Source organism: Caulobacter hibisci, assembly GCF_016135805.1.
GTDB classification, from domain to species: domain Bacteria; phylum Pseudomonadota; class Alphaproteobacteria; order Caulobacterales; family Caulobacteraceae; genus Caulobacter; species Caulobacter hibisci.
In genome coordinates this window covers 186,234-203,870 of record NZ_JADWOX010000005.1, presented here as the reverse complement: position 1 = coordinate 203,870, position 17,637 = coordinate 186,234, and the positions used below count along the sequence as shown (strand labels likewise).

The window sequence follows — 17,637 nt, the reverse complement described above, 5'->3', positions numbered from 1 at the left end:
AACGAAGACATGCGCAGCCTCTATGCGGGCCTGGCCCTCTCCCTGCTGGCCTCGACCAGCGCTTTCGCCCTCGACGGATCGTTCAAGAAGACCGCCGACGGCGTCATCGTCACCCCCGCCTCAGGTCCGGCCAAGAAGGTCCGGCTGCAGGTGATGGGCGAGCGGATCATCCACGTCACCGCCTCGCCGACCGAAACCTTCGACGCCCCGCCCAGCCTGATGGTCACGGCCAAGCCCGTCGCGACCAGCTTCACGGTCGCCGAGAAGGGCGGGGTGCTGACCCTGAAGACCGCCAAGGCCACCGCGCAGGTCTCGCTGAGCGACGGCACGGTCGACTTCCTCGACGCCAAGGGCCGCAAGACCCTGGCCGAGCGCGACCGCGGCGCCTTCACCCCGACCAAGGTCGAGGGCAAGGACTTCTACGTCGTTCGCCAGCAGTTCAATCCGGGTACGGACGAGGCCTTCTACGGCCTGGGCCAGCACCAGAACGGCCAGATGGACTACAATGGCCAGGACGTCGAACTCTTGCAGTACAACCGCGCCATCGCGGTGCCGATGCTGCTGTCCTCGCGCGGCTACGGCCTGCTGTGGGACAACAACTCGATCACCCGCTTCGGCAACCCGATCCCCTATGACGTCGCCTCGCGCGACCTGAAGATCTTCGACGCCGACGGCAAGGCCGGCGGCTTCACCGCCAAGTACTATCAGAACGGCCAGCTGAAGGTGACGCGGGTCGAGAAGGACATCGACTACCGCTTCCTCAAGGACCTGCCCAACTGGCCGACTGAGCTCCAGACCGCCGAGAAGAAGCTCCAGCCCGGCCAGACGGTGGTGTGGGAAGGCGCGATCCAGACCGACAAGGCCGGCGAGCACAATTTCAAGCTCTATTCCAGCAGCTACGCCAAGGTCTGGCTGGACGGCCAGCTGGTCATCGACCGCTGGCGCCAGAACTGGAACCCCTGGTACCACAACTTCGACGCCAAGCTGACGCCGGGCAAGAAGCACAAGATTCGCGTCGAGTGGACGCCGGACGACGGCTATATCGGCCTGCTGCACAACGACCCGATGGCGAGCGCAGACCGTCACTCGTTGCAATTCACCTCGGAAGTCGGCAAGGCCATCGACTACTACTATGTCGGCGGCGACGACCTGGATCAGGTGGTGGCCGGCTATCGCGACCTGACCGGTTCCGCGGTCATGATGCCGCGCTGGGCCTACGGCTTCTGGCAGTCGCGCCAGCGCTACGAGACCCAGGACCAGATCGTCGGCGTTGTGAAGGAATACCGCAAGCGCGGCCTGCCGCTCGACAACATCGTCATGGACTGGCGCTACTGGAAGGACCCCGAGTGGGGCACCCACAAGTTCGACGAGACGCGCTTCCCCGATCCGCAGAAGATGATCGACGACATCCATGGGCTGAACGCCCACTTCATGATCTCGATCTGGCCGAAGTTCTATCCGACCACGGATAACTACAAGGAGCTCGACGCGGCCGGTCACATGTACCATCGCAACGTCGAGCAGGGCGCGCTCGACTGGGTGGGCCCCGGCTACCTGAACTCGTTCTACGACCCCTACACCCAGGAAGCCCGCGACATCTATTGGCGCCAGGTGAAGAAGAACCTGAAGGTCTACGGCGTCGACGCCTGGTGGATGGACGCCTCCGAGCCCGACCTGCACTCGAACGTCGACGTGCCCGAGCGCACCCTGCGCATGAGCCCGACGGCGCTCGGCCCCGGCGCGGAGTACTTCAACAGCTACGCCCTTGAGCACACCCGCGGCGTCTATGAGGGCGAGATCAAGGATAACCCGGACGTCCGTCCGTTCATCCTGACCCGCTCGGGCTTCGGCGGCCTGCAACGCAACGCCTCGGCGGTGTGGAGCGGCGACGTCGTGGCCCGCTGGGACGACTTCCGTGACCAGATCTCGGCCGGCGTGAACCTGTCGATGTCGGGCATCCCCAACTGGACGACGGACATCGGCGGCTTCTCGGTCGAGAAGCGCTACGAGAGCAAGGACCCCGCCCACTGGGCCGAGTGGCAGGAGCTGAACCTGCGCTGGTTCCAGTTCGGCGCCTTCAGCCCGCTGTTCCGCAGCCACGGCGAGCTGCCGTTCCGCGAGATCTACGAACTCGCCGACGAAGGCAGCGACGTCTACAAGTCGCTGGCTTGGTACGACGAGCTTCGCTACCGGCTGATGCCTTACGTCTACACCCTGGCGGCCGACACCTATCACCGCGACGGCAGCATGATGCGCGGCTTGGTGATGGACTATCCGACCGACGCCAAGGCTCGCACGGTCGACGACCAGTACCTGTTCGGCGAGGACTTCCTCGTGGCCCCGGTGACGGCGTTCAAGGCCCGTTCGCGCGGCGTCTACCTGCCGGCCGGGACCTGGTACGACTTCGAGACCGGCAAGGCCTTCAAGGGCGGGCAGACGGTCAAGGCCGACGCGCCGCTGGCCCGCATGCCGTTGTTCGTCAAGGCCGGCGCCATCGTGCCGACCACCGACGTTCAGCAGTATGTCGGCGAGAAGCCCGACGCGCCGATCACCCTGCTGGTCTTCACCGGCAAGGACGGCAAGTACGAGCTGTATGAAGACGACGGCCTGTCCAACGGCTACGCCCGCGGCGCCTGGGCCCGCACGCCGATCTCCTATGACGACGCCAGCGGCCGGGTGACCATCGGCGCCCGTTCGGGCAGCTTCAAGGGCCTGGTCGAGAAGCGCACCTTCAAGGTCCGCTTCATCGGCAAGGGCGCCAAGCCCACCGACTTCGACGCGGCCGCCGATCTGACCGTGGAATACGACGGCCAGCCGGTGGTGCTGACCCGGAAGTAGGGCTCATTCTCGATGAGCCAGCGAGGGCCCGGCGGCGACGCCGGGCCCTTCGTCGTTCCACGGGGGCTTCAGACCAGCGGGCAGGTCACCGCATAGACGTGACGCGAACCCAGCAGACCCTTGTGGATCTCGACGCAGATCGGCGCGCCGATCGGGTGCAGGCCGTAGATCGCCTGCGTCACGTTCAGATTGTCGAAGGTCTCGCGCCGACCGTCCACCGTAGCGCCGACATAGAGGCTGGGACCGCCGCGCCGGGGCCAGTCCGCATCCTCGACCACGCCCTTGACGACCGTGAAATTGTTCCGGGTGAGGGCAAGGTCGATGGCGGTCACGACACCCCACCCCCAGGCGAAGGCGACGACCGCCGCGAAGGCCATGGCCGTCCGGTTTCGCCCATGCGTGTCGGCCACGACCATGGCCGTCCACAGCACCGCGCCCAGGCCGATAGCCACGACGAGCAGGCCGCCGTAATCCACGAAATGCTGGTGGAAGCTCGGGATGGCCAGCGCGAGGGAAGGCAGGCCCCAGGCCAGGGCGAGGTTTCCCGAACCCGGCTGGCGCTGGGACTCGAACAGCGACAGTTCCGGATCGCGCCTGACCAGCCAGATCGTCGCCCACGGCGTCAGGGCCGCCAGGATCATGACGACCGGATAGGGCCAGGGCTTGAACAGTAGCCAGAACGCGACCGCCATCGACCATACGGCCAGCCAGCCCGCCGCCACGATGGAGCGGTCCGAGGGGCCGATCCGATGCACTACGCCGCCGATCATGACGCGACCCTAGAACGAGCTTCACCTTAAGCGCCAGTGAAACCGGGCGACGAAGGTGCTCTTATCGGGCGGTGATCCCCCGGAGAGTCGCCATGTCCAAGTCCGTCCTGCTCGCCGCTTCGCTTGCGGCTTCCTTGGCGGCCGCGCCCGCCGCCATTGCTGGCGACTGGTCGCTGGCCATCCATGGCGGGGCGGGGGTGATCAATCGCGGGGACCTGTCGCCGGAGAAGGACAAGGCCTATCGCGCCGGGCTCGACGACGCGCTGAAGGCCGGTTCGGCGGTGCTCGAGAAGGGCGGCTCCAGCCTCGACGCCGTCGAGGCGGCGGTGAAGGTGCTGGAGGACAATCCGCTGTTCAACGCCGGCAAGGGCGCGGTCTTCACCGCCGACGGCAAGAACGAGCTGGACGCCTCGATCATGGACGGCGCCACCCTGAAGGCGGGCGCGGTGGCCGGGGTCACCCGCACAAAGCACCCGATCAGCCTGGCCCGGGCGGTGATGGAGAAGTCGCCGCACGTGATGCTGGCCCGCGAGGGCGCCGACGCCTTCTCGTTGGCGCAAGGCTTAGAGCAGGTCGATCCGTCCTACTTCCGCACCGAGGAGCGCTGGAAGCAACTGGAGGCCTGGCGCGCCAAGCAGAAGGCCGCGCTGGATCCGACCCACCTCTACGGCACGGTCGGGGCGGTGGCGATCGACGCCAAGGGTCATCTGGCGGCGGCCACCTCGACCGGCGGCATGACCGGCAAGAAGTGGGGCCGGGTCGGCGACAGCCCCATCATCGGCGCGGGGACCTACGCCCAGGACGGCGTCTGCGCCGTCTCGGCCACCGGCTCGGGCGAATACTTCATCCGCACCAGCGCCGCCCACCAGGTCTGCGCCCGCATCGCCTTCGCCGGCCAGGACCTGAAGACCGCCGGCGAGGCGACGATCAAGGCCATCGGCGACATCGGCGGCGACGGCGGGATGATCACCATGAACGCCAAGGGCGAGGCCGCCTTCCCGATGAACAGTTCGGGCATGTACCGCGGCTGGGCTAGCGCCAAGGGCAAGGGGACGGCGATCTACGCGGATGAGAAGTAGGGGCGCTTCGCGCACCCCCTCCGGCCCTCCGGGCCACCTCCCCCAGAGGGGGAGGATCTTGGTGCGCGCCGTCAGATGCTCCCCCTCTGGGGGAGCTGTCGCGGAGCGACTGAGGGGGAGCCGCGAAGCGGCTTAAGCCGCCGCCACCAGCTTAGGCTGGATCAGCGCCGCGGCGTTGATCCGCCGGCCGCCGGGCTTCATCACTTCCAGGTGCACGTGGTTGGTGATGCCCGGATAGTGCTTCTGCAGGCTGGCCACGTGGCCGATGGTCTGGCCCAGGTGAATGGTCTGGCCGACCTCGACGCTGGGATCGACGTAGAAGGCCCGCGCCACATAACCCAGCGCGGGATTGGTGATCTCGACGAAGCGCAGGTCGGTGGAGTCGGCATAGGCGTAGCCGATCTTGGTGACGTAGCCGGAGATCGGGGCCTTGGCGGCCTGGCCGGCGACGGCCGTGTAGTCGACGCCCTCGTGCCGGCGCGAGCCGCCGTCGCGGCGGGCCCCGAACGCGCCGTCGCCGAAGTCGTCATGCTCACGCGGAGCCGCGCCGGTCGGGTTGGCGAAGTCGGCCGCGCCGTCGCCGTCGACGTCGGCGCCCTTCCAGACCGTCTCCATGCGGACGGGCTTGGGCTCGTCCGCCTCGATCCGGTCGAGCAGCTTTTGCACCGCCGGGCGGGCGCTCATGTCCACATGCGGGCTTTCCATCGCCAGGCCCGCCATCGGCGCGAAGAGCACGGCCAGACCCAGGGCCACGCGCGCCTGGGGAGGGAGGGTCTTCATCGCCGAAAAGTGCATATCGCCATCCTATGGATCGTTTCGCCCGCTCTCGCGTTGGGCGTCGTTAACCATCCAGATAAGGCGATGAAAAGGCAGGGTTGCTGCGTCAGGACGACGCGCATCCACTCATTTGTGCTCAAGCTTGTGCTTGGAAAAACTGCCGAACGTTGTTCGCGTCGATAGTTTCGCGCCAGCTTTGATTGAGTTGATCTGATCGGGAGGTTAGGCTCTATCGATCTCGATCAGTAATAGACTTCCTTCCACGGCAAGGGTCTCGCCGGGCTCGACGACGACGGCGTCCTCCGCGGCCAGGGTCTCGCCCTTGACCCGCGCCGGGGCGAGGGCGGCCAGGACCGTGACATCCGCCTTTGCGACGATTTGCTCGCCGTTCGCCAGGCGTCGCGCGCGTCCGCGCCACGCGCCGCGCCGGACCATCAGGTTGAGGTCGCGGATCGGCCCGGCGTCCAGCGCAGCCGAGGCCGGCGCGTCGCCGGGGAAGGCGAGGGGCGCGGCGGTCTCGTCGAGCAAGGCCTCGCCCTGGCCGTCGATGCTCAGCCGCAGGCCCTCGCCGGCGATCACCGTCAGCACCCGGTCGACGCCGGGAAACACCGAGAACGGCCCCGCCGAAGCCACCTCCGCGATGCTCAGCCGCCAGTCGAAGGCGTCCAGCCCGGCGCCCGGCGGCTGGGCGGCGATCTCCCAGGTCGTCCCGCCGCCGTTCTTCCACGGGGCGGGCGCGCGATCGGCGGCGCGCAGCAGGCGCACTAGAGGATCCCCGGCAGATCCAGCTGGTGCTCCCGCGCGCAGTCCCTGGCGATCTCGTAGCCGGCGTCGGCGTGGCGCATGACGCCGGTGGCCGGGTCGTTCCACAGCACCCGCTCGATGCGCTTGGCGGCGGCCTGCGTGCCGTCGCAGACGATGACCATGCCCGAGTGCTGCGAAAAGCCCATGCCGACCCCGCCGCCGTGGTGCAGCGACACCCAGGTGGCGCCCGAGGCGGTGTTGAGCAGGGCGTTCAGCAGCGGCCAGTCGGAGACGGCGTCCGAGCCGTCCATCATCGCCTCGGTCTCGCGGTTGGGCGAGGCGACCGAGCCGGAGTCGAGGTGATCGCGGCCGATGACGACCGGGGCCTTCAGCTCGCCCTTGGCGACCATCTCGTTGAAGGCCAGGCCAAGGCGGTGGCGATCGCCCAGACCCACCCAGCAGATGCGGGCGGGCAAGCCCTGGAACTTGATCCGCTGGCCGGCCATGTCGAGCCAGTTGTGCAGGTGGGGATTGTCGGGGATCAGCTCTTTGACCTTGGCGTCGGTCTTGGCGATGTCTTCCGGATCGCTCGACAGCGCCGCCCAGCGAAACGGCCCGATCCCCCGGCAGAACAGCGGGCGGATATAGGCCGGCACGAAGCCGGGGAAGTCGAAGGCGTCGGTCACGCCTTCCTCCAGCGCCATCTGGCGGATGTTGTTGCCGTAGTCGACGGTGGGCACACCGGCGGCCTGGAAGTCGAGCATGGCCTGGACGTGCACGGCCATCGAGGCGCGGGCGGCCTTGTTGACGCTGGCCGGGTCGCGGGCCTTGGCGTCGGCCCATTGGTCCAGGGTCCAGCCGGCCGGCAGGTAGCCGTTGATCGGGTCGTGGGCGCTGGTCTGATCGGTCAGCAGGTCGGGACGGACGCCGCGCTTGAACATCTCCGGCAGCAGCTCGGCGGCGTTGCCCAGCAGGCCGACCGAGATCGGGGTCTTGGCCGCGCAGGCCTCCGCGATCCAGGCCAGGGCCTCGTCGAGATCGGTGGTCGACTTGTCGAGATAGCCGGTGCGCAGCCGCATCTCGATCCGCGAAGGCTGACACTCGATGGCCAGGCACGAGGCCCCGGCGAACACCGAGGCGAGGGGCTGTGCGCCGCCCATGCCGCCCAGGCCCGCCGTCAGCAGCCACTTGCCCGACAGGTCGCCGCCATGGTGCTGGCGGCCCATCTCGACGAAGGTCTCGTAGGTGCCCTGCACGATGCCCTGGGCCCCGATATAGATCCAAGAGCCGGCGGTCATCTGGCCGTACATGGCCAGGCCCCTCTTATCGAGCTCGTTGAAGTGCTCCCAGGTCGCCCAGCGCGGCACGAGGTTGGAGTTGGCGATCAGCACGCGCGGCGCGTCGGCATGGGTGCGGAACACCCCGACCGGCTTGCCGGACTGGACCAGCAGGGTCTGGTCGTCCTCCAGCCGGCGCAGGGTCTCGACGATCTTGTCGTAGCTTTCCCAGTCGCGGGCGGCGCGGCCGATGCCGCCATAGACCACCAGCTCCTCCGGCCGTTCGGCGACGTCGGGATGCAGGTTGTTCATCAGCATCCGCAGCGGGGCCTCGGTCAGCCAGGACTTGGCGGTGAGCTCCGTGCCGGTGGCGGGGCGGATGACGCGGGTGTTGTCGAGGCGGGTCATGCGGGTCTTTCGGCGGGGCCGCCCTCGTCCTTCGACAAGCTCAGGATGAGGGCTAATTCAGACGCAGCGGGTCGTTCGAAAACCTCATCCTGAGCCTGTCGAAGGACGAGGTTTTCGTTCGCTCAGCTGGAAGCGAAATCGATGCAGGCCTTCAGCACGTCGGTCAGGACGCTGCGCATCGGCGCGGCCTTGGGCGGGCGGTAGGGCGAGGGCCAGGACTGCGGGGTGATGCGCGGCGAGGGGTCGTCGATATAGCCGCGGCAGGCCAGCTCCATCTGCACGGCGTGGATGCCGCGCTCGGGCTTGCCGTAGTGGCGGGTGATCCAGCCGCCCTTGAAGCGACCGTTGGTCACCATCGGCAGGCCCGAGGTCTCGCAGGCCGCCTCGACCGCCGCCGCCAGGGCCGGGTCGCAGCTCTGCCCCGAGTTGGTGCCGATGTTGAACACTGGCAGCTCGCCGGGAAACAGCCGCGGCGCCCGCGAGCGGATCGAGTGGGCGTCGTAGAGCACCACCTTGCCATGCAGGGCCAAGAGGCGGTCGATCTCGGCCCGCAGGGCCTGATGGTAGGGGATGAACCAGCGCTCACGGCGGGCGGCGATCTCGGCCTCGTCCGGCTCCTGGCCTTCGGCATAGAGCCGCTCGCCGTCGAAGGTGTCGGTCGGGCACAGGGCGGTGGTGGCCATGCCCGGATAGAGCGAGGCGCCCGACGGGTCGCGATTGACGTCGATCACCGTGCGCGACAGGCAGGTGCGCACCGTCGTCGCCCCCAGGTCGTCGGCGAAGTTGTAGAGCCGCTCGACCCACCAGTCGGCGTCCTTGCGGGCCAGCCACGGCGAGACCAGCCGTTTCTCGATCTCCTCGGGCACATGCGACCCCGAATGGGGAATGCTGACGATCAAGGGGGCGTCGCCCCGCCAGACTTCGAGCCAGTCGCTGCTCATCAGGTCGCTCCGGGCAAGGGAACGCCGGCTGCCGCGGCGATCACCGCGCCAGTCCGCACCAGAGTGTTGGCCGCTTCCATGTCGGGATGGAAGTGGCGGTCGTCCGAAAGGTGCGGCACCCGCGCCCGCACCGCCTTGCGCACGGCCTCAAGGACGGCGCTGGAGGTCAGGGGCGCATGGAAGTCGCAGCCTTGCGCGGCGGCCAGCAGTTCAATGCCGATCACCGCCGTTGCGTTCTCGACCATCGACAGCAGGCGGCGCGCCCCGTGGGCGGCCATCGACACGTGGTCTTCCTGGTTGGCCGAGGTCGGGATGGAGTCGACGCTAGCCGGATAGGCCTTCTGCTTGTTCTCCGAGACCAGGGCCGCGGCCGTGACCTGCGGGATCATGAAGCCGGAGTTCAGGCCCGGCTTGGGCGTCAGGAAGGCCGGCAGGCCCGACAGCGCCGGATCCACCAGCATGGCGATGCGGCGCTCGGCGATCGAGCCGATCTCGCAGACGGCCAGGGCGATCATGTCGGCGGCGAAGGCCACGGGCTCGGCGTGGAAGTTGCCGCCGGACAGGGCCTCGTCCGCTTCCGGGAAGATCAGTGGGTTGTCCGACACGCCGTTGGCCTCGGTGGCCAGGGTGGTCGCCGCCTGGCGCAGCACGTCGAGCGCCGCGCCCATCACCTGCGGCTGGCAGCGCAGGCAGTAGGGGTCCTGCACCCGCTCGTCCTCCTTCAGGTGCGAGGCGCGGATGTCGGAGGCCGCCATCAGGCTGCGCAGGGCGGCGGCGGTCTCGATCTGGCCGGCGTGGCGGCGCAGGGCGTGGATGCGCGGATCGAACGGCGTGTCAGAGCCCTTGGCGGCCTCGGTCGACAGGGCGCCGGTGACCAGGGCCGACTGGAACAGCAGGTCGGCCTCGAACAGGCCGGCGAGCGCATTGGCGGTCGAGAACTGGGTGCCGTTCAGCAGGGCCAGGCCTTCCTTAGGGCCGAGTTCGACGGGGGCGAGGCCGGCGCGGCTCAGGGCTTCGAGCGCGGGCTTTCGCACGCCGCCGACGTCGATCTCGCCGACCCCGATCATGGTCGCGGCCATGTGCGCCAGCGGCGCGAGGTCTCCGGAGGCGCCGACCGAGCCCTGGCTGGGCACCACCGGCGTCAGGCCAAGCTCCAGCATCGCTTCCAGCAGCTTGACCGTCTCGACCCGCACGCCCGAGGCGCCTTGCGCCAGGCTGGCCAGCTTCAGGGCCATCATCAGGCGGATCACCGCAACCGGCGAGGGCTCGCCCGTGCCGGCGGCGTGGGACAGCACGATGTTACGCTGCAGGGTCGCCAGGTCCTCGTCGCCGATGCGCACGCTGGCCAGTTTCCCAAAGCCCGTATTGATGCCGTAGACCGGCTCGCCCTTGGCCAGGATGCGGGTCACCGCCGCGGCGCTTTCCGCGATCACCGGCCAGGCGCCGTCGGCCAGGCGGGCGGCCGCGCCGCGATAGACGGACTTCCACTGGGCGAGGCTGACTTCGCCGGGGATGAGGACTTCAGTGATCACGAAACGGCGCTCCAGACGCGCGCATGGAGCGGATTGAAGCCCATGCGGTAGACAAGTTCGGCGGGACGCTCGACGTCCCAGATGGCGAGGTCGCAGGCCTTGCCGGCTTCCAGGGTTCCGCGATCAGCCAGCACGCCCAGGGCCCGGGCGGCCTCGCGGATGACGCCGGCCAGGCACTCGTCCACCGTCAGGCGGAACAGGGTGGCGGCCATGTTCATGGTCAGCAGCAGGCTGGTCAGCGGCGAGGTGCCGGGGTTGCAGTCGGTGGCCAGGGCCAGCGGCACGCCGGCCGCGCGCAAGGCTTCTATCGGCGGCAACTTGGTCTCGCGAACGAAGTAGTAGGCGCCGGGCAGCAGCACCGCCGTCGTGCCGGCCTTGGCCATGGCGGCGATCCCGGCTTCGTCGAGATGCTCCAGGTGGTCGGCCGACAGCGCCCCGAATTCGGCGGCTAGGGCCGCGCCGTTGAGGTTCGACAGCTGCTCTGCGTGCAGCTTGACCGGTAGGCCGTGGGCGCGGGCGGTCTCGAACACCCGGCGGATCTGGGCGGGGGAAAAGCCGATGCCTTCGCAGAAGCCGTCTACGGCGTCGGCGAGGCCTTCCCCCCCGAATTCAGGGGCGGCTACGGCGGGGATCATCTCGCGGCAAACAAGGTCGATGTAGCCGTCGGCGTCGCCCTTATATTCCGGCGGCAGGGCGTGGGCGCCGAGGAAGGTGGTCTTCACCAAAACCGGCCGAGCCTTGGCCAGGCCGCGGGCGGCGCGCAGGCTCTTCAGCTCGTGTTCGAGGGAGAGGCCGTAGCCGGACTTGACCTCGATGGTCGTCATGCCCTCGGCGATCAGGGCGTCCAGGCGGGGCAGGGCGGCGGCGACCAACTGGTCTTCGGTCGCCTCGCGGGTGGCCTTCATGGTCGAGACGATGCCGCCGCCGGCCCGGGCGATCTCTTCGTACGATGCGCCCGCCAGCCGCAGCTCGAACTCGTGGGCGCGGTCGCCGCCGAAGATCAGGTGGGTGTGCGGGTCGATCAGGCCGGGGGTGATCCAGCGGCCGTCGCAGTCGATGGTCTCGGGGGCCTCGAAGGACGGGGCGCCGCTGGCGGGGCCGGCATAGAGGATCCGGCCGTCCTTGGCGGCGATCACGCCGTCCTCGACGACGCCCAGGCCGGGCGCGGCTTCGGCGAGGGTCGCAAGGCGGGCCTTGATCCAAACCCGATCGCACCGCATCGCCAACGCCTCCCGATCCGTCTTGAGTCGCTCCCCGCGACCCTTGCGGCCCGGTTCAATATGTATAGACATATTCGCGAGCGACGAGGATTGTCCAGTGAGCGACGCCGAGAATCTTGAAGCCCCCGAACCGGCGCCCGAGGAGGTGCTCGTCGAAGCCCCGAGCGCACCTGCGCCCGAGGCTTCTCGCGACGTCGTGGTCTGGTGCGAAAGCGCCCTGCTGGCCGACGGCTGGGCCAAGGGCGTGCGCCTGACCCTGTCGGAAGGCCGCATCGCCCGCATCGACACCGACGTCGTCGCCGGTAGCGAGCCCCGCCTGGGCGCCGCCCTGCCGGGCATGCCCAACCTGCACAGCCACGCCTTTCAGCGGGCCATGGCCGGCCTGACCGAGGCGCGCGGCGAGGAGGGCGACAGCTTCTGGACCTGGCGCGAGCTGATGTACCGCTTCGTCGAGCGGCTCGATCCCGACGCCCTGCAGGCCATCGCCGCCATGGGCCAGGTCGAGATGCTGGAAAGCGGCTTCACCCGCGTCGGCGAGTTCCACTACCTGCATCATGACCGGGGCGGCGCGGCCTTCGACGATCCCGCCGAGATGGGCGCGCGGATCGCCGCGGCGGCGGAAGAGACCGGCATCGGCCTGACCCTGCTGCCGGTGTTCTACGCCCATTCGGGCTTCGGCGGCGCCGCGCCGGGCGAGGGCCAGAAGCGCTTCGTCACCGATGTCGACGGCTACGCCCGCCTGCTGGAGGCCAGCCGCGCCGCCGTCGCGGGCCTGTCCGAGGCGGTGGTCGGGATCGCGCCCCACAGCCTGCGCGCCGTGACGCCTGAGGAACTGACGGCCATCACACCCCTGGCCGCCGGCGGTCCGATCCACATCCACATCGCCGAGCAGACCAAGGAAGTGGACGACTGTCTGGCCGCCACCGGCCAGCGTCCGGTGCGCTGGCTGATGAACCACGCCGACGTCGGCAAGTCGTGGTGCCTGGTCCACGCCACCCACATGAACGCCATGGAGACCGAGCGCCTGGCCAAGAGCGGCGCGGTCGCCGGCCTCTGTCCGATCACCGAGGCCAATCTGGGCGACGGCGTCTTTCCCGCCCACGACTTCCAGGCCGCCGGCGGCGCCTTCGGGATCGGCTCGGACAGCAACGTGCTGATCGACGCGGCCGAGGAACTGCGGCTTCTGGAATATTCCCAGCGCCTGACCCGCCGGGCTCGCAACGTGCTGGCCGGCGGTCCCAAGCGCTCGACCGGCGGCGAGCTGTGGCGCGCGGCCGTGGCGGGCGGGGCCCAGGCCCTGGGCGCGGGCCGGCCGGGTCTGCGCCGGGGCGCGCCGGCCGACTTCGTCACCCTCGACCGCGAGCACCCGGCCATCGTCGGGCGCGGCGGCGACGCCCTGATCGACAGCCTGGTCTTCGCCGGCCGCCACGGGGCGATCGACAGCGTCTGGCGCGCTGGTCGTCCCGTCGTCTCTGGCGGCCGCCACCGGCATCGCGACGCCATCGCCGAACGCTATCGCCAGACCCTGAAGGCCCTGCTGTCTTGACCGCCGCCCCCCTGCACCAGCGCATCCGCGACGAGATCGAGGGCCTGATCCGCTCGGGCGCCTGGGCGCCGGGTCATCGCGTGCCGTTCGAGAGCGAGCTGATGGCCCAGTACGGCTGCTCGCGGATGACGGTGAACAAGGCGATGTCAGCCTTGGCCGACACCGGCCTGATCGTCCGCCGCCGACGGGCCGGCTCGTTCGTGGCCCGGCCCAAGGTGCATTCTACCGTCCTCGACATCCCCGACATCCAGGCCGAGATCACCGCGCGCGGCGAGACCTACGCCTTCGTGCTGCTGGCCGCCGCGCGCCGCGCCGCCGATCCGGATGACGCCGACGAGGTCGAGCTGGCGGGGGAGGGCGACCTCATCGCCCTGCGCGGCCTGCACGTGGCCGGCGGGCGGCCCTTCGCCCTGGAGGACCGCCTGATCAGCCTGGCCGCCGTGCCCGAGGCCGCCGCCGCCGACTTCGCCGCCGAGCCGCCCGGCGCCTGGCTGCTGCATCACGTGCCGTGGACGGAAGCGGAAAGCCGGATCAGCGCCGTGGGGGCGGAAGCCGCCGTCGCCGAGCTCCTGGCCCTGGACGTCGGCACGGCCCTGCTGGCCGTTGAGCGCCGCACCTGGCGGGCCGGCGAGCCCGTCACCCACGTGCGCCAGCTGTTCCCCGGCGAGGCCTATGACCTGGTGGCTCGCTTCGGCCCGGCGCGTTAGCCGCGCCCTCCTTTCCACCTTGCCCCGTTCAGAAGTCATCGCCCGGCTTGTCCGGGCGACCCAAGCGTCCTGTCAGACTGGGGCGAGTTCAGCTTGGGTCGCCCGCATGAAGCGGGCGATGACTTCATTTTGGGGGGCTGATGGAGGGCAAGGGCGCCCAACGTCTGGGCGTCTGAACCGTACCCGCGTTCCCCCACGTGCGCTCGCGTGCAAGCTGTCGTACATCGTTATGCGAGTGGCGACGGAATCGTGCGTTGGGGGCTGGCGTGAAGGAACTCGAGGCGATCACCGGCGGAGCGCTGGGCGGCTGGATGGCGCGTTTCCGGTCGGACGGGCGCTCGACCCATTCGGCTCCGCCGCCCGGGACCAAGTGCGACAACTGCGAGACCGAGCTGGTCGGCCATTTCTGCCACGCCTGCGGCCAGGAAGCCTCGAACCATCACAAGTCGATCCTGCACGTCACCTGGGAGGCCATCGAGGGGATGTTCCACCTCGACGGCCGGCTGTGGCGCACCGTGCCGTGGCTGTTCGTGCGGCCCGGACGGCTGAGCCGCGAATATCTCGACGGCAAGCGCGCCCGGCACGTGCCGCCGTTCCGCCTGTTCCTGGTCTCGCTGCTGCTGTTCATCCTCTCGGCCGAGACGGTGATCCACAAGGCGGTGCACGATGCGCAGCACCGTGCCGAGCATGCTTCCCCTGCCGCTCACGGCGAGGCCGCCCACGCAAAGCCTGGCGGCGGCGCGGCCAGCCAGGCGTCGGCCGAAGCCGCCAAGGACCTTCAGGAGGACGGCGTCCTGACGGTCGGCAAGGACGGCACGAAGCTTCGGTTCGTGGGGCCCAGCAAGGACGTCCTGGCCAACGACAAGGCCAAGGCGGAATGGCTGAACACCCAGTTGAACAAGGCCGTCGCCACGCCCGGTTACTTCATGGCCGTGGTCTTCGGCTGGGGGCACAGGCTGGCGGTGTTCCTGCTGCCGATCCTCGCCCTGTCCCTGGCCGGCTGCTATTTCTACCGGCGGAAGTTCTTCATGTACGATCACCTGATCGTCTCGATGAACTACCTGTCGTTCATCTTCCTGCTGTGGGCGGTAGTGCTGATCCTGCCGCGCCAGGTGAGCGAGATCGGCGTCCTGGCAGCGCTGCTCTGGGCGCCGGTGAACCTGTTCCAGACCCTGCGCGGCGTCTATGGCTCCAACATCTTCGGCGCGGTGCTCAAGACCGGCGTCGTCTGGGTGACCACGCAGATGGCGTTCGTCTTCCTGCTGCTGGGCCTGCTGTGGCTGGGGTTGTCGCAGATCTGACGACCGCCTGCCGCTTTATTGTTCGTGAGCGGACTTTATCCCCGGTTACCGTCCGTGCCTGTCATGACAGTTTTACACGCGGCTGATACCCGAGCGACGTGATGCGGAAATAATAAACAACCGCAGGCACTTCCGCGTAATAAGGGGATTACTACGTGTCTAAATCCATGTTCGGCCGGTCGGCGCTTATGCTGACCTGCGCGCTCGGCGCTCTGGCCTGCGCCGGCGCCGCCAACGCCCAAGAAGCGGCTGACTCCACCAGCCTGGAAGAGATCATCGTCACCGCCGAGCGCCGCTCGGTGAACCTGCAGGATACGCCGCTGTCGGTCGCCGTGGTCGGCGGCCAGGACCTGCGCGCGATGCAGGCCGGCGGCGACGACATCCTGGCCCTGGCCGGCCGCGTGCCCGGCCTCTATGCCGAGACCACCACGGGCCGGATCTTCCCGCGCTTCTACATCCGCGGCCTCGGCAACATCGACTTCTACCTTGGCGCCTCCCAGCCGGTGTCGATCATCCAGGACGAGGTCGTGCTCGAGCATGTCGTCCTGAAGTCGAACCCCGTGTTCGACGTCCAGCAGGTGGAAGTGCTGCGCGGCCCGCAAGGCTCGCTGTTCGGCCGCAACACCACCGCCGGCATCATCAAGTTCGACACCATCAAGCCGACCCAGACCCTGCAGGGCCGGGCCCAGGCCTCGTACGGCAGCTACGGCACCACCACCTTCGACGGCGGCATCGGCGGCCCGATCGTGGCCGACAAGCTGGCCTTCCGCGTCTCGGCCCTCTACCAGCACCGCGACGACTGGGTGGACAACACCTTCGCCGGGACCAGCGCCGACGGCACCAAGACGCCGCAGAGCGACGCCATGGGCGGCTTCGACGAGCGCGACATCCGTCTGCAAATCCTGGCCACCCCGACCGAGAACCTGTCGGTCCTGGCCTCGGCCCATCTGCGCCAGTACGAGGGCACCTCGACCCTCTTCCACCGCGCCGGCCTGAAGAAGGGCTCCAACAGCACCCAGTACGCCGAGCGCGACAAGGTCGCCTTCGACGAGGCCGTCAACAACCCGCAGGCCTATGACACCGCCGGGACCTCGCTGAAGATCGACTACGACTTCGGCGGCGTGAAGCTGACCTCGATCAGCGCCTACGAGACCACCGACGGCTACAGCCGTGGCGACACCGACGGCGGCGCGGCCGCCAACTATCCGGTCGGCGGCGTGCCCAACGGCTTTGGCCAATCGCAGGGCGTGGTGAAGGACCTTGATCAGGTCACCCAGGAAATCCGCCTGGCCAGCGACACCGACGGTCCGCTGAAGTGGCAGGTCGGGGGCTACTATTTCGACAGCCGCGACATCACCAACTTCTACCAGCGCGCCTTCTTCGTCCGCACCAACCCGAACAACTGGGTGTCGCTGTCGAACGTCAACACCTCGTGGGCCGTGTTCGGCCAGGTCAGCTATGACGTCACCGACAAGCTGACGGTCACCGGCGGCCTGCGTCAGACCGACGACACCAAGAAGACCCGCCTGCTGAAGTCGGCCGACACCGCCGCCGGCGTCGTCACCTATACCGGCCGCCGCTACGTGAAGCTGTCCGACAGCCAGCCCAGCTGGGACCTGTCGGCGCTCTACAAGGTCAGCGACGACGTCAGCGTCTACGCCCGCGTCGCCCGCGGCTTCCGCGGCCCGACCATCCAGGGCCGCTCGGCGGTGTTCAACAGCGATTTCACCACGGCCAATTCGGAAACGATCCTGTCGTGGGAAGCCGGCTTCAAGAGCCAGCTGCTGGACAACACCCTGCGCCTGAACGCCACGGCCTTCACCTACAAGGTCGAAGACATCCAGCTGAACGGCAACGACAGCAACGGCAACGGCGTGCTGTTCAACGCCGACCAGGCCGAGGCCTACGGCATGGAAGCCGAAGCCCAGTGGAAGCCGATCGCCAACCTGACCCTGACCGCCGGCCTCTCGCTGCTGCACAGCGAGATCAAGGACAAGCGCGTCTACGCCCAGGTCTGCGCCCTGAACGGCGTGGTCGTCTGCACCGTGCAGAACCCGACCATCCAGATCGGTTCGAACGTCTACGCCCAGATCGACGGCCAGCCGCTGCCGAACGCGCCGGAGTACAACATCGACTTCACGGCCCGTTACGACGTGCCGCTGGCCAATGGCGGCGTGCTGTTCGCCGCCACCGACTGGAACCAGCAGGGCTACACCAACTACGTCCTCTACAAGACCAAGGAGTTCTACTCCGACGGCAACTTCGAGGGCGGCGTGAAGCTGGGCTACTCGGCTCCGGGCGGCGCCTATGAGGTGGCCCTGTTCGGCCGCAACATCACCAACGAGAAGAACCTCAAGGGCGTGATCGAGAACTACATGGCCTCGGTCTTCAACGAGCCCCGCATCGTCGGCATCTCGGTCAGCGCCAAGCTGCGATAAGCTGATGCTCGTCTTCCTTCTCCCCTTGCGGGAGAAGGTGTCGGCGAAAGCCGACGGAT

Annotated in this window: 13 protein-coding genes; 6 read left to right on the top strand and 7 right to left on the bottom strand. The window is 68.6% G+C overall.

The features are described from left to right. Positions 1 to 9: 9 nt before the first annotated feature. Entirely contained in the window at positions 10 to 2,838 is a 2,829-nt protein-coding gene (locus I4Q42_RS09895) for a TIM-barrel domain-containing protein (RefSeq protein ID WP_198575893.1), read from the top strand. A gap of 68 nt (positions 2,839 to 2,906) precedes the next feature. On the opposite strand, the gene I4Q42_RS09890 is transcribed toward I4Q42_RS09895, so the two are convergent. Then, a complete protein-coding gene (locus tag I4Q42_RS09890) occupies positions 2,907 to 3,608 on the bottom strand; it encodes a hypothetical protein (protein WP_198575892.1) in 702 nt (233 codons plus the stop codon). 92 nt (positions 3,609 to 3,700) lie between these two features. Between I4Q42_RS09890 and I4Q42_RS09885 the strand changes: the two genes are divergently transcribed. Next, positions 3,701 to 4,687, top strand: a complete 987-nt coding sequence (locus I4Q42_RS09885; protein ID WP_198575891.1) for an isoaspartyl peptidase/L-asparaginase family protein — start codon at positions 3,701 to 3,703, stop codon at positions 4,685 to 4,687. Between the two features lie 132 nt (positions 4,688 to 4,819). Here I4Q42_RS09885 and I4Q42_RS09880 read toward each other — a convergent pair whose 3' ends face one another. The 6 genes from I4Q42_RS09880 to hutI form a co-directional block, all read right to left on the bottom strand. Next, complete coding sequence (locus I4Q42_RS09880; protein ID WP_198575890.1) at positions 4,820 to 5,482, bottom strand: M23 family metallopeptidase; 663 nt, start codon at positions 5,480 to 5,482, stop codon at positions 4,820 to 4,822. 204 nt (positions 5,483 to 5,686) lie between these two features. Then, positions 5,687 to 6,229, bottom strand: a complete 543-nt coding sequence (locus I4Q42_RS09875; RefSeq protein ID WP_198575889.1) for a HutD/Ves family protein — start codon at positions 6,227 to 6,229, stop codon at positions 5,687 to 5,689. Next, positions 6,229 to 7,893 (bottom strand): urocanate hydratase, encoded by a 1,665-nt coding sequence (gene hutU / locus I4Q42_RS09870; protein ID WP_198575888.1) that lies wholly within the window; start codon positions 7,891 to 7,893, stop codon positions 6,229 to 6,231. Before hutU ends, I4Q42_RS09875 begins: the two co-directional genes overlap by 1 nt. A 122-nt stretch (positions 7,894 to 8,015) precedes the next feature. Next, positions 8,016 to 8,834 carry an N-formylglutamate deformylase gene (gene hutG / locus I4Q42_RS09865; RefSeq protein WP_198575887.1) on the bottom strand — a complete coding sequence of 273 codons (819 nt, stop codon included), beginning with the start codon at positions 8,832 to 8,834 and terminating at the stop codon, positions 8,016 to 8,018. Next, positions 8,834 to 10,366 (bottom strand): histidine ammonia-lyase, encoded by a 1,533-nt coding sequence (gene hutH / locus I4Q42_RS09860; protein WP_408611063.1) that lies wholly within the window; start codon positions 10,364 to 10,366, stop codon positions 8,834 to 8,836. Before hutH ends, hutG begins: the two co-directional genes overlap by 1 nt. Beyond that, positions 10,363 to 11,586: an imidazolonepropionase gene (hutI, locus tag I4Q42_RS09855; RefSeq protein ID WP_198575886.1), complete on the bottom strand. Its 1,224-nt coding sequence runs from the start codon at positions 11,584 to 11,586 to the stop codon at positions 10,363 to 10,365. Before hutI ends, hutH begins: the two co-directional genes overlap by 4 nt. A gap of 145 nt (positions 11,587 to 11,731) precedes the next feature. On the opposite strand from hutI, the gene I4Q42_RS09850 reads away from it, so the two are divergent. The 4 genes from I4Q42_RS09850 to I4Q42_RS09835 all read left to right on the top strand — a co-directional run bounded on the left by I4Q42_RS09850 (position 11,732) and on the right by I4Q42_RS09835 (position 17,578). After that, positions 11,732 to 13,132 (top strand): formimidoylglutamate deiminase, encoded by a 1,401-nt coding sequence (locus I4Q42_RS09850; RefSeq protein WP_408611065.1) that lies wholly within the window; start codon positions 11,732 to 11,734, stop codon positions 13,130 to 13,132. Beyond that, positions 13,129 to 13,839, top strand: a complete 711-nt coding sequence (gene hutC / locus I4Q42_RS09845; RefSeq protein WP_198575885.1) for a histidine utilization repressor — start codon at positions 13,129 to 13,131, stop codon at positions 13,837 to 13,839. The genes I4Q42_RS09850 and hutC overlap by 4 nt, the downstream gene beginning before the upstream one ends. A 266-nt stretch (positions 13,840 to 14,105) precedes the next feature. After that, positions 14,106 to 15,140: a DUF3667 domain-containing protein gene (locus tag I4Q42_RS09840; RefSeq protein ID WP_332873055.1), complete on the top strand. Its 1,035-nt coding sequence runs from the start codon at positions 14,106 to 14,108 to the stop codon at positions 15,138 to 15,140. A gap of 167 nt (positions 15,141 to 15,307) precedes the next feature. Continuing rightward, positions 15,308 to 17,578: a TonB-dependent receptor gene (locus I4Q42_RS09835; RefSeq protein WP_198575974.1), complete on the top strand. Its 2,271-nt coding sequence runs from the start codon at positions 15,308 to 15,310 to the stop codon at positions 17,576 to 17,578. Positions 17,579 to 17,637 lie beyond the last annotated feature (59 nt).